Here is a 13,123-nt window from a genome sequence, read left to right as displayed (position 1 = left end):
TGCAGCAACACGGCTTCAAGACGAAAGACGATGCCTACTGTGCTCTGCTGGATAAATACGAAGACATGCTGGCAACACAGGAGACAATTCGAAAGAATGACGTCTCGTCAGCGGAGATGGCCGGACAAATCAAATACTACAAAAGCACGATGCAGCACGCTCACGACGTCCGGGCTTTGAGCGCAGGCATCGAAAAAATCATTGCGGTCGCACTCGACAGCCAAAATCACATGACGGCAATGACGCGAAAGCTCATCCAAGCAGCCAATATCAATTCCGCTGAGAAAAAAGTTCTCGAGAACGAAATTAAGCGTCTTCATGAAACGCTCCTGAGTACCTTCACCCAAGCCCTCAACAGCAGAGGCCGTACAAACGAGACCTCGGCTCCTGCGAGCAGTGAAACTGAAACAAAGCCCAGGAGTGCAGCAGCAACCCCCAAAGCACGGCCTGCCACTCTATTAACAGAGGCGCTCGACCGCTTTTTAAACAGCAAGCCTGCGAAGAGTCTTGAGACACAAAGAGACACCAGCCGAACCGTGGCACTTTTCATCGAGGCTTTTGGTGATAGGTCTATTCGCGAGATTGACGGCAAAGTCGCCGGTGATTTCAGAGATGTCTTATTCTCGTTGCCAGCATCACATGGCAAAACCAAAAACCTCTCCCTGCAAGAAGAAATCGACAGAGCAGCCTCTCAGGATGTGCCAACGCTGAGCGCAAAGACTGTGAAGAACCACTTCATGCGCCTCTCATCGCTTTGGAACGACCTCCTGCGCCGAGACATGGTTGAGAAGAATCCTTGGGGCAATTGGGACTTCAATCTCACTAAGAAAACCTCACGTCGCGCCTGGACAGCAGAGGAAATGAGTAAACTTCTGCAAACGCCATGGCCGGTGTGCAGTATCCCCGCTGATACCTTCAAAGGCATCACGATGATTGCCGCTTATAGCGGGATGCGCCTGGGAGAAATCTGCAACCTGCGTAATGAAGACATTCAGACCATAGACGGCGTTCAATGCTTCCGCATTTGCGCACATCCTGACGACAATTGGTCGCCTAAGACTGAGGCTGGAGAACGTCTCGTTCCTATCCACTCCGCCCTCCTCGGCTGGGGCATTCTGAATTTCCGGAAGACGGGCGAGAAGTATCTCTTCTCTGACCTGAAGAATTCTCAGGATGGAAATCGTGGTGCTGACTTCAGTCGGGCGTTTTCACGCTACAAAACAATGATGGAGCTTCCCCCAGCGGTCACGTTTCACGGGTTCCGGCATACTGTCTCGACGCTTTTACGAAACCAGAACAGCGATATCCGGGAGCTTTGGATTGATGCGTTGCTGGGACATGAGGCCAGCCATAAAAGTCAGGGAGCCACGACGTATCTCAGCGGCATTGAGATGCAGAACCTCAAGAGGACGGTCGAAGCGATTCAGTATCCGTCTTTCGTATTCCCAAAATTCGACGTTTCCTGAATATATTTTTCAGTGAATATTTCTCCTATTTCCTCGGAAATAACTCCTTATTTGAAAATTGTTAGCGTTCATTTCTGAAATCCAACCCTCGAATTGGTATCCTGTTCTTCAGAGGTTCTTCTGTCTTCAGCCAGCAGTGTCGAATGGCTACCCATTCAACAGCTGGCAAGGGGGAGTTCCCCCGTTGACCCCCTCAAAAGGATGCCGCCATGCCTTGCACGCCTTCCCGACCAGTAGCATCGCCTCCTCGTTCTTCTCGTCTCTCCATCAGAGCCCATCCAGCGGAACTCGACGCCTGGGCCAGAACAGCCCGGCGGCATGGACATGCGACCACGGCTCATTATGTCCGCTCTCTTCTGCAAGAGCAGGCGATGACAGGACAGCAGACACCAGAGCTTGCTCTTGAACTCCGCCTCCTGCGCCTTGAGCTCAGCCGCACTGGTAACAACCTGAACCAGCTTGCCCATGCAGCTCATTGCGGAGAGGCTGTTCGCTGCGGTGATGTTCTCGATGCAATTGAGGCGACCAAAGACCGAACGGACCGCTTGCTCCGCTTTTTGCCTCTGCCGCGTCGTCGACGCTTTCTCTCTCAAGCCGAGGCACATATGGCAGGCCCGGTCTTACATTAAAGGCGATGCAGGTGCCTCGCCATGATTGTGCAAGAGACACGCATCAAGACGTCGAGTGGCCATGAAGCCGTCTCTAAGCATGTTCTTGCGGGTGCAAAGAATGAGGCCATCCGTGTTTTATCAGGAAGCGATTACCTGCTGAAAGACTGGATGAAAGAGGCACGGCGTGAAAATATCCGCTACGGCCTGCGGCATATTGCCTTCAATCCCGCAGAGCCGATGACGGATGAACAGCTGGCGTCTTTTGCGGAACGCATCTGTGCAGAACTATCTGCTGATCCCAGCCGCATGACACTCGTCATTCATCAAAAGGATGGCAGCACACATGGCCACCTTCTCCTGCCAGAATGGCAAGACGAGCATGTTCTCAGCAACCATTTTTCGTGGCAACGGCTTGAGAAAATTGCTCGACTTGAGGAAATCCAACTGGATCATGCTTTGGTCGCTGGACGGCATGATCGCGCCATTGCAAAGGCCCTGAGAGCAGAAGGTAACCATGATGCTGCGGACAGGATTGCGGCACTTGCGCCTGAAGACAGGTCTACCCGCCCTGTTGCAGCTTATACATCGCAAGCTCGCAGGATAACGGAGCGGCAAGATTTTGACCTCCCGACAGCCAGGCGCGAAATCCTGAAATTCTGGCAAGCCTCAGACAATGACCTGACAGCCTTTCGTCAGTTTCTGGTTACCAGAAACTGGCACATGAGATCAGGAGATCGCACAGACAGGCGTCGGGATGCCCATATCATTGAAACCCAAGATGGTACGCTGATCGGGTCATTCACACGGCTGACAAAAATTCGGACGAAGGACTTTCGGGAGCTTTTAGAAAAAGAGGCCGCAATCCATGCTGCGACTGACTTACGTCCCGTCGCGCGACGACTGAAACGCTCCGACCTTCGACGTCAGCAGAGAAATTCAGTCAATCAGGCGGAACAAGACCTTCTCTGGACTGAACCATCGCTCTTATCAGAGCAGCAAAGACAGAGACTTTCGGAACGTGCTCAGGCCGAATTGAAAGCCATACAAAAGCGCCTTCCGTCCATTGGCTCGCCCTTGTGCCCGGAAAAATTCAGCGAAGGCTTTCAGATTTATCTGAAAGATTGGAAACAGGAGATGCAAGCCGCACGGTCGGTTCTGAACGCTAGGCATCCGTTAGAAAAACGCTACGGGCCAGAGAGCCCTTTGAACATTCAGACACACTGCATACTCCAGATGATGCAAGACGGCTGGAAAAAGCTCAGACGGGCCAATCATGCAGTTCTTCAGGCACGCAAAGAACTGCATGATCTTGAAGCCCAGCAATGGGTTTTCTCGAGGCAGAAGAAGATTTCGGAAGCTGAAAAGCGGCTCCAACAGGCTCTGGCCCAGCTGGCTGAGATCCTGCGCTATGTGGTCGAGTTTATCCTCTATCATCTCGGACTAAGCAGCCGGAAACCTGCGCCTCTTCAGATCCCGGTTCCTATGGAACAGGAAATGAGCCGCCAACAGTATCTGGAGAACAGGCAAGAACTGCTTCAGACTTTACTCAGCGAGAAAACCCGACGTGATTGGATTAAAGACTGTTGTCGGGAGGCGGAACAGCAGCGTGCGCGTGTTATTGAGAAATGGCACGACGAGCGTCAGTCTGAAAAAGATCGGGCTGAGGCACATATCGCTGCGTTACTTGATGTCGCGCGGCCTCCAAAGGCACTTCCCGACACTGTCCGAAACACCATCAGAGATCTGAAGCAGAAAGGACAGTTACGTCAGTCGCTGGACACGATGGCTGCATTTAACGAAAGGGACGCGACGGCACCTGTGTCACACATACCAAACAACTCCCAATCGATTGGTCGGCATCACAATCCAGAACCCTGATGATATATCGGGCTCGAGGATGAAGATCAGACGTGACCTATCCCGGAATCTTTGTTCGCAAAGAGTGCCTTGATCCCAATGGCCTGTCTTTCACCAACGCCGCTCGGATGCAATCATCAAAATCTCAGCAACCCCCAGAATGAGCGATCAGGAATTTCGCTGGGAATGGTCATGATCCCCGCCTATAAATTCGAAGTTCAGTTATTTACAAAGCGCCCCTCATACATATGGACCGCGCAACTATTATAGTAGGCAGCACGTGATCACAGGATCTATCAAAACTCAAATCGACCAGATCTGGAACGCGTTCTGGTCCGGCGGGGTCTCCAACCCGCTTTCCGTGATCGAACAGCTCACCTTCCTCATGTTCATCAAGCGGCTCGACGACCTCCAGACAGTCGAGGAGCGCAAGTCAGAAGACCTCGGCCTCCCCATCGCCCGCCGCATCTTCCCCGAAGGGACCGACGACAAGGGCGAGCCCTACGACAATCTCCGCTGGTCCCGCTTCAAGCATTTCGAGGCCCGAGAGATGATGCGCATCGTGGATGAGCACGTCTTTCCCTTCCTGCGTCAGCTAGGTGAGAAAGGATCGTCCTACGGCACCCACATGAAGGACGCGCGGCTTGGTTTCTCCAACGCCAACCTGCTGGCCAAGGTCGTGCAGATGCTCGACGACATTCCCATGGACGACCGCGACACCAAGGGCGACGTCTACGAGTATATGCTAGGCAAGATCGCCAGCGCAGGCACGAACGGCCAGTTCCGCACGCCCCGCCACATCATCGAGCTGATGGTCCACATCATGAAGCCTCAGCCCGGCGACACTATCTGCGACCCGGCAGCGGGCACCTGCGGCTTTCTCGTGGCGGCGGGCGAATACCTGCGCGACCACCACCCAGAGATGTTGCGAAAAAAGCAAACCCGCGACCACTTCCACAACGGCATGTTCCACGGCTTCGACTTCGACGCGACCATGCTGCGGATCGGCGCGATGAACATGACCCTGCATGGGGTCGAGAACGCCGATGTCTCCTACCGTGATAGCCTCGCCGAGGAACATGGCACCGACGCGGGCGCCTATTCCCTAATCCTTGCCAACCCGCCCTTTGCCGGATCGCTCGACTATGACACCACGGCCAAAGACCTTTTGAAGATCGTCAAGACCAAGAAGACCGAGCTGCTGTTCATGGCGCTTTTCCTGCGGCAGCTGCGGGTCGGCGGGCGCGCGGCAGTGGTCGTGCCGGACGGGGTGCTCTTCGGGTCGTCGACCGCTCACAAGGACATTCGCAAGATGCTGGTCGAGGAACACAAGCTCGACGCCATCATCAAACTACCCTCAGGCGTCTTCCGCCCCTATGCCGGTGTGTCCTGCGCCATCGTGGTCTTCACCAAGACCGGCGTCGGCGGCACGGAGGGCGTGTGGTTCTACGACATGACGGCGGACGGCTTCAGCCTTGATGACAAGCGCACGCCGCTGCTGGAGGCGGAGAAACTCGGGGCCTGCCCGACTCAGACGCTGATGCTCGAGGAGTATGCGAAAAACAACCTGCCCGACATCCTCGCCCGCTGGGGCGATCGGAAGGCCGAGGCCGCGCGTCCGCGCACTGCGCAGAGCTTCATGGTGCCCGCCGAGGACATCATCGCCACCGGATCATGGGATCTGTCGCTGAACCGCTACAAGGAAATCGAGCACGAGGAAGTCAACCATGCTGCCCCCGCCGAGATCATCGCGGAACTGCGCGCACTGGAGGCCGAGATCGCCGAGGGGCTAGATCGACTTGAGGGGATGCTGGGATGAGTTGGCCCAAGAACTGGACGCGTACGACGCTAGGGGATGTTGCTGAAGTTCTATCCGGCTTTGCTTTTAAGTCGAAGGACTTCAACACTGATGGCAAAGGTATGCCGTTGGTGCGCATCAGAGACGTAGTGTCCGGGGCGACTAGCACATTTTTTTCCGGTGACTTCGATCCGCGCTTCATCGTCAGGTGCGGCGACATTTTGGTCGGCATGGATGGTGACTTTAATAGGTCACGATGGGCTTCTGAAGAAGCACTCTTAAACCAGCGGGTGTGCAAAGTTTCTGCAGCCGAGGGGCTAGACGACGGTTACCTCTTTCATTTGCTACCTCAGATCCTTCAAGTCATCTCCGACAGGACGCCGTTTGTGACGGTCAAGCATTTGTCCGCGAAGGAGTTGAAGGAGTACGAAATCCCCCTCCCGCCGCTGGAGGAGCAGAAGCGGATTGCGGGGATACTGGATCAGGCAGCAGAGCTCTGTCGCCTTCGCACCCGCGCCCTCGACAAACTGGGCATCCTCGGCCAAGCGATCTTTCATGAGATGTTTGGGGACCTAAGCATCAACTCCGAGGGCTGGGAAACCAAGCCAATAGGTGAAGTTTGTGAGGCCATGGTGGACTGCGTCAACCGTACTGCTCCGGTCGTTGAAGGCCAAACCCCATGGCGGATGATCAGAACCACCAACATCAGGCATGGTGTCGTTAACCTCGACACTGTGCGGTATGTAGATGAACAAACTTTCGAACGTTGGAACCGTCGGCTCACGCCTCGACCCGGTGATGTTCTGCTGACGAGAGAAGCCCCCGTCGGGGAAGTCGGGGTGCTTCGTGAGACCGGCGTATTCTTAGGGCAGCGGTTGTTTTTGTACCGACCCGACGCTGACATCCTATTGCCCGAGTTCCTGTCGTACCAAATGATGTCCCCCTACTTTGAGTTGCAGTTCAGCCAGTCAGGGTCCGGCTCGACAGTCAAGCACCTGCCGCTGCCGGCGTGCCAATCTTTTGAGGTTCGTGTCCCACCTGTCGAAAAGCAGAGCGCCTTCGACGCCGCTATTTCCGCGTTGACCGCTGAAGAACTCCGCCTTCGACGGTGTGCGGAACACGCACAAACCCTCTTCTCCTCCCTCCAACATCGCGCCTTCCGGGGAAAGCTCTGATGCGTGGCGAATTTCTGGGAGTCCAAACCCTGCTGATGGCCGAGGTCTTCGAACCTCTGTTCGAGTTCATTGAAGAGAACGACATCAAGGTCGAAGACCTCTGGCTGGATATCCTTCAGTCTGCACTACCAAGGCCGGTGCCGCCGGTCGCCCCGACATACCAGTCTTACAATGACGACGGTGAGCTACACCTGCCGGAAGACCTCGAAGCACGCGCAACCTACGAAACGGCTTCCGAACGGCATCAAGCCAAGCTGGAGACCTACATGGATGCCAGCACAGACGATGGTCTCGCACGGGATTACATCCACAATTTTTTCGACGATGCGCCCTCGGAACATGCCATCGTCGAAATTCTGGAGAAGTCCTTTAAACCTTTCGACGATGCCGGCAGCGATCAGCTGTCAAACGCGTACTTCGTTGCCGTCCAGACTTTCATTGAGAAGTTCAGCCTTCGCTACGACGTCCGCCGACCGTCCTTTAACCATAGGATGTCGATATATCCAACGCTTCCAGGACTATTCACAAAGATGCTGCGAGATCTGAGGATATCCAGCGCTCAAGATGCCGCTCTGGCCGAGCTAATGGCGGCCTTCGAGGAGACGATCCGAGATCTGCACGATGAGCGATCGCCTCGAAGAATGAAGCAATGCATTGCGGCTCAGTTCAATCTGCTCGAAGCTATGTTATCCCAGCACCCGAACATACTTGCCTATAATGCCGATATGGAAAACCGCATTCCGCAAGGCCGGAGGGCGAACACCTTCGGTGCAATGTGCGACAAGGCGGGTGTGTGGCCTCACAACAAGGTCAGGGAGGCCGCAAAAGCCATCTATGGCTTTGCGTCCGACTATCCGGGAATTCGCCATGGCGGTAATCCAGCCAGCCAACTGCGTGAAGTTGATATGCGCGATCTCCTTTCGATATCTGTGATTTTGACAGGGCTTTCCCCTTATTTGAGTCCCTCCATGGATCCAGAGAAGATTTATTTGGATTGAGGATTGCCTGACCACCAGTTTTATCCGTGCTGCCAAAATTTATTCCATCCAAACGGGCATGCGTCAGCTCGTGATCACAGCAACCGATTTCCCTCTTGGTCAAGCTATTCCGGGTGAAACGGGATTCGGTTTTGAGGAAGCTAATACATGAGCCAGTTCAGTTTTCTGTCAGCAGACTTTCCAGCCCTCTTCAAAACGGCGAGCAAAGCCGAGACCCACGCGTTGTCTGACCCAAGGGGCGCGTGCTTCTGGGCGCGGCTGACGCTTGAGACGGCGCTGAAGTGGCTCTACCGGACCGACCCGGCGCTGCGGGTGGTCTACACCGACACGCTAGCCGCGATGATTGCAGAGCCGAGCCTGCAGGCGCTGACCGGCCCCGCCATTGTCATCAAGGCCCGCTACATCAAGGACCAGGGCAACCGCGCCGCCCATGACACCGGAAAGCCGCTGAGCGCCTATGATGCCAGCGCCTGTGTACGCGAGTTGTTCCATGTCTGCTACTGGATTGCCCGGACCTATGCCAAGATCGATCGCCCGGACCCGGCGCTGACCTTTGATGCCGGGAAGTTGGAGAAATCGCTGACAATCACCGCCAGCACTGTGGCGCAGATTCAGAAGATCGAGGCAGACATCAAGGCCGAGCGCAAGCGCGCGGCGGAGGCCGAGGAAGCCCTTCGTGCTTCTGAAGAGGGACGCGCCAAGCTGGATGCGGAGCTAGCCGCCGTGCGGGCGGAGATGGCCGCACTGCGCAAGGCCAACAGCACGGTGCAGGACGACCACGACTACGGTGAGGCCGAGACCCGCGACAACTTCATCGACCTGCTTCTGAGCGAGGCTGGCTGGCCTCTCAATCAGGAACGAGACCGAGAGTTCGCCGTGACGGGCATGCCCAGCCAGAGCGGTGACGGTTACGTCGACTACGTGCTGTGGGGCGACGACGGGAAGCCTCTAGGTTTGGTCGAGGCCAAGCGGACGAAGAAAGACAGCCGAACGGGGCAGCAGCAAGCGAAGCTCTACGCTGACTGTCTAGAAAAGCGATACGGTCGCCGCCCGGTGATTTTCACCAGTAACGGCTATGAGCACTGGATCTGGGACGACCAAGCCTATCCGCCCCGACGGATCTCAGGGTTTTTGAAGAAAGATGAATTGCAGCTGCTCTTGCAGCGCCGGGAGAACGTCCGCCCCTTGGCGAAGGTCGATGTAGACCCGGAGATTGCGGGGCGCCATTACCAGCAGCGGGCCATTCGCCGTGTGGGGGAGGCCATCGAACGCGATGCTCAACGCAAGGCCCTGCTGGTCATGGCCACGGGCAGCGGCAAGACCCGGACCGTCATCGCCCTGATCGACCAACTGATGCGGGCCAACCGGGTGAAGCGCGTGCTCTTCTTGGCCGACCGGATCGCCTTGGTGAAACAGGCCCACGGGGCGTTCAAGGAGCATCTGCCCTCGACACCCTCGGCCAACCTGCTTGAGCGACACGACACCAAGAAGAACGACCACGTGGGAGCGCGGGTCTGCCTGTCGACCTATCCGACAATGATGGGGCTGATCGAAGAGAGCAAGGGCGGTGAAAAGCGTTACGGCCCCGGTCATTTCGACCTGATCGTGATCGACGAGGCGCACCGGTCGGTCTACCGTAAATACAGGGCGATCTTCGATTACTTCGACAGCCTACTGGTCGGGCTGACCGCGACACCGCGCGATGAGATCGACAAGGACACCTATTCCCTGTTTGGGCTCGAGAAGGGCGTACCCACCGATGCTTACGACCTCAATGATGCCGTGGACGATGGTTACCTCGTGCCGCCGACCACCATCTCCGTGCCACTAAAGTTCCAGCGCGACGGCATCGACTACGATCAGCTGACCGACGAAGAGAAGGAAGCCTGGGACGCTATCGAGTGGGACGAGGAAGGCACGGAGCGGGACCGCATTGAAAGTGCCGACCTGAACAAGTGGCTTTTCAACAAGGACACGGTGGACAAGGTGCTGGAGCACCTGATGTGCAACGGGATCAAGGTCGAGGGGGGCGACCGGCTGGGCAAGACGATCATCTTCGCCAAGAACAGCAAGCACGCCCGGTTCATCGTCGACCGCTTTAATGAGGCCTATCCATACTATAAGGGGCAATTCGCCCAGCTGATCGATTACAGCGTCAGCTACGCCCAGTCGCTAATTGACGACTTCTCCGAGGCGGACAAGGCCCCGCACATCGCGGTTTCGGTCGACATGCTGGATACCGGCATCGACGTACCCGAGGTCGTGAATCTCGTCTTTTTCAAAATCGTCAGGTCCAAGACCAAGTTCTGGCAGATGGTCGGTCGAGGCACCCGCCTGTGCCCCGGTCTGTTTGGGCCGGGTGAAGACAAGCAGCAGTTCGTTATCTTTGACTACTGCCAGAACCTTGAGTTCTTCCAAGAAAACCTCAACAAGACTGATGGCCCCACGGCCAAACCGCTAGGCGAGCGACTGTTCGGATCACGCGTCGAACTGATTGAGGCTTTAGAAGACGCAGGCGAGCCGCACGAGGCGCTGATCAAGGATATCAAAACGCAGCTCCGTGACGAGGTACTTGGCATGCCTTTGGACAACTTCATCGTCCGGGCCAAGCGGCGGAGTGTCGAGAAGTTTCGCGACCCGAAAAGCTGGGATAACCTGACCCTCAACGACCAGCTGACGCTAATCGAGGAGATCGCGGGGCTGCCAACGGCCTTCCATGATGGCAACCTGTCCGCGAAGCAGTTCGACCTGTTGCTTTTGACAACACAGCTAGAACTACTGAAGCAGACCGGAGCCTTCACCCGGCTCCAGATGCGGATCATTAACTTCGCTTCAGCGTTAGAAGGCATCGACAACGTGCCTCTCGTGGCGAAGGAAATGGAGCTGATTCTCGACATTCAGACTGACGCCTTCTGGGAAGACATCACACCGGAGATTCTGGAGATGGTGCGTCGACGCCTTCGTCACCTGGCTGAGCTCATCAAGCCTGTGGAGCGCAAGGTGGTCGTTACCGATTTCCAGGATGACATCGGCGAAGGAACCGAGGTTACCATGCCGGAGGTGGGCAGCGGCGTGGACAAGGCGCGCTTCAAAATGAAGGTCCGTCGCTTCATCGACGCTCATCGTAACCACATCACCTTGATTAAGGTCCGCCGAGGTGAGCCCCTGACTAAGCAGGATCTCGAAGAACTACAGCGCATAATGATCGAGCAGGAGGTCGCGAATGATACCCTTATCGCTGCCCTCGACAAAGAAGGAGGCCTCGGACGCTTCTTGCGGTCATTGACTGGCTTGGACAAAGCTGCCGCGAAGGAGGCTTTCAGCACATTCGTGGGGCTACACCAGTTGAACGCCGACCAGACCGAGTTCCTAGACTTAGTTATCAATAGCCTGACGGAGGCTGGGTATGTCGACCCGGCCAGCTTCTATGAGAGCCCGTTCACCGATCTGGACGACATGGGCATCGCTGGTATCTTCAACCGAGATCAGGCTCAAGAGATTATTCAGATTGTGAGAGCTCTAAACGACGCTGTCGCCGCTTAATGAATTATTTCTCATTGTCACATATCAAAAACACATCTCTCATGCGCACCAAAACAACTGCCCCAAGATGCTGATTCCCAGGATTTGGTAGTATAGTATTTTGACATTGGTCAAAAGTTAAACATCTTGATGTAGAAACTCCGCTTGTCGGATTTTCCCGCCGTAATCAGGAGGCAAAATTCGACAGTGTGAGCACGAAGCAGCAAACTAAACAGGCCGGTCACGCATTAGAGTATCCAATGTGTCCGAGTACCCTTCTAAAGCGGTAATTTGCGCCTCAAATGCGGATTTCGCCGCAATCTGCATTGCAGATTGCTTGTTGATCAAGGCCAAAAAACTCGATGTCATTTCGTTGAAAGACGTTAAAGCTTCCGCTTCTACCTCCATTACTGCAGTGCGCAGGGCATTACGCAAATCTTCTCTTAATTTGGCTCTGTTGTTAGCCTCACGCTGGGAAAGTATGTCTCCGCCTATCTCGTAAAGGGCACCGCCAAGCTGCGTGACGATCGGACCAATGGTTCCCATGGCCTGCCCCCATTTGACATATTCACTGGCTTTGAGCGCCGCCTCCTCGTTCGCAAACGGCTTTTTTTTACCAAGATCTTGCAGATACTCCGCCCATGTCTTACCGGAATTTTCATATTCCTTGATATGCTTGGCCGCGTCTTGCAGCGACACACCTAGATCGAAATGCGCATAGGCCTTAAAACTCTCCCGGAATGCGCCGCCAAGCCGCCCCATGCGCTCGAAGACCTTTTTGCCCAATTCTGATTTTGGCGGCGTGTCTTCAATATTTGTCAATTCCAGAATGAGCTGTTTGAGCCGTTCCATCGACGGGCTGCGGGCCCGCTGACCCAGCTCCAGCTGTGCCGACAAGGTAAGTTGTTCAAAAGCAGCACTTGCCTGGTCGCTCCACCGGTCGATTGCCGCGCTAAGTTTTTCGTGTAGGGTTGTAGCAGCCCCGGTTCCCCGCCTGCTCGCACTGAGTAATTCGTCTTCGATAATGCGGTCCAGTTCTGCCTTCCATTTGTCGTGAAAATTATCGAGGTTTATCGACCAGAGCTTGAGGCGTTCGAGTTCACCGGCGCATGTCTGCAGTGCATCATCACGTTCGTTGCGCTCGCACTGAACGCTGCGTACCAATTCGGCAACAGCCATTGAAGCATAGCGGAAACCGGCCAATATGCGGAGTTCATTAGCATTTCTAAAGGCGTTCTGCAATGCCGCCCGTAATTCGGCAACACCGTCCCAACCATCGCCCATCGCGTAACTCTCTGCATCAGGGGTATTATTTCCCACCCCCTGATACGGATCGGCGCTAATCGGAAAAATACCCCAGCGTGGCGCCACGGCGCCAATGTCATCCAACAGCATCATCAACTCATTTCGCTTTCTGTCAGAGAGCTGCGTGAAACCTATCTGATTCGAAACCGCATCGATACCTGCTTCGTCAATGCGCAAAATGACTGCCATCAACCCATCGGCAACATGGCACGGCTGCACACCAAATCGGGTGCCATTAGCAATAGAGGAAAATGTCTCTTTTTCGCTCGTAACCAACTGCGGCGGGAGCGCCCAGATCAACAAATCCGTAAGATCTAGGCTCAGGACCTATTAATTTATTGAACTGAGCGGTGTTCCGTGATTCACAGTCTTACCGATGGAGGGTGGGCCT

Annotated in this window: 8 protein-coding genes; 7 read left to right on the top strand and 1 reads right to left on the bottom strand. The window is 55.3% G+C overall.

The features are described from left to right. The 7 genes from JK213_RS15180 to JK213_RS15150 form a co-directional block, all read left to right on the top strand. A partial coding sequence (locus JK213_RS15180) for a site-specific integrase (RefSeq protein WP_211571852.1) occupies positions 1 to 1,466 on the top strand: 1,466 nt, incomplete at its 5' end. 209 nt (positions 1,467 to 1,675) lie between these two features. Continuing rightward, on the top strand, positions 1,676 to 2,095 hold the full coding sequence (locus JK213_RS15175; RefSeq protein WP_211571851.1) for a plasmid mobilization protein: 420 nt from the start codon (positions 1,676 to 1,678) through the stop codon (positions 2,093 to 2,095). Between the two features lie 21 nt (positions 2,096 to 2,116). Beyond that, entirely contained in the window at positions 2,117 to 3,955 is a 1,839-nt protein-coding gene (locus tag JK213_RS15995) for a hypothetical protein (RefSeq protein ID WP_228125671.1), read from the top strand. A gap of 259 nt (positions 3,956 to 4,214) precedes the next feature. Continuing rightward, the gene (locus JK213_RS15165; protein WP_194263465.1) at positions 4,215 to 5,753 is read left to right on the top strand and encodes a class I SAM-dependent DNA methyltransferase; all 1,539 of its coding nucleotides are present in this window, start codon (positions 4,215 to 4,217) and stop codon (positions 5,751 to 5,753) included. Next, positions 5,750 to 6,907, top strand: a complete 1,158-nt coding sequence (locus JK213_RS15160) for a restriction endonuclease subunit S (protein WP_194263464.1) — start codon at positions 5,750 to 5,752, stop codon at positions 6,905 to 6,907. The genes JK213_RS15165 and JK213_RS15160 overlap by 4 nt, the downstream gene beginning before the upstream one ends. Next, positions 6,907 to 7,905 carry a hypothetical protein gene (locus JK213_RS15155; protein ID WP_194263463.1) on the top strand — a complete coding sequence of 333 codons (999 nt, stop codon included), beginning with the start codon at positions 6,907 to 6,909 and terminating at the stop codon, positions 7,903 to 7,905. Before JK213_RS15160 ends, JK213_RS15155 begins: the two co-directional genes overlap by 1 nt. Positions 7,906 to 8,052: 147 nt before the next feature. After that, positions 8,053 to 11,448 carry a DEAD/DEAH box helicase family protein gene (locus JK213_RS15150; RefSeq protein WP_194263462.1) on the top strand — a complete coding sequence of 1,132 codons (3,396 nt, stop codon included), beginning with the start codon at positions 8,053 to 8,055 and terminating at the stop codon, positions 11,446 to 11,448. A 207-nt stretch (positions 11,449 to 11,655) separates the two neighbouring features. Here JK213_RS15150 and JK213_RS15145 read toward each other — a convergent pair whose 3' ends face one another. Then, positions 11,656 to 13,032: a hypothetical protein gene (locus JK213_RS15145; RefSeq protein WP_194263461.1), complete on the bottom strand. Its 1,377-nt coding sequence runs from the start codon at positions 13,030 to 13,032 to the stop codon at positions 11,656 to 11,658. Between the last annotated feature and the right edge of the window lie 91 nt (positions 13,033 to 13,123).

The sequence above is a fragment of the Gluconobacter sp. Dm-44 genome, assembly GCF_018256175.1.
Lineage (GTDB): Bacteria > Pseudomonadota > Alphaproteobacteria > Acetobacterales > Acetobacteraceae > Gluconobacter > Gluconobacter cadivus.
Note: the sequence above shows the minus strand (reverse complement) of the source record. Positions and strands in the feature narration are given on the sequence as shown.

Excerpts from the sequence above, each read along its gene's own strand:
- JK213_RS15175 (WP_211571851.1), top strand. The coding sequence starts at position 1,676 with ATGCCTTGCACGCCTTCCCGACCAGTAGCATCGCCTCCTCGTTCTTCT.
- JK213_RS15995 (WP_228125671.1), top strand. The coding sequence starts at position 2,117 with ATGATTGTGCAAGAGACACGCATCAAGACGTCGAGTGGCCATGAAGCC.
- JK213_RS15160 (WP_194263464.1), top strand. The coding sequence starts at position 5,750 with ATGAGTTGGCCCAAGAACTGGACGCGTACGACGCTAGGGGATGTTGCT.
- JK213_RS15155 (WP_194263463.1), top strand. The coding sequence starts at position 6,907 with ATGCGTGGCGAATTTCTGGGAGTCCAAACCCTGCTGATGGCCGAGGTC.
- JK213_RS15150 (WP_194263462.1), top strand. The coding sequence starts at position 8,053 with ATGAGCCAGTTCAGTTTTCTGTCAGCAGACTTTCCAGCCCTCTTCAAA.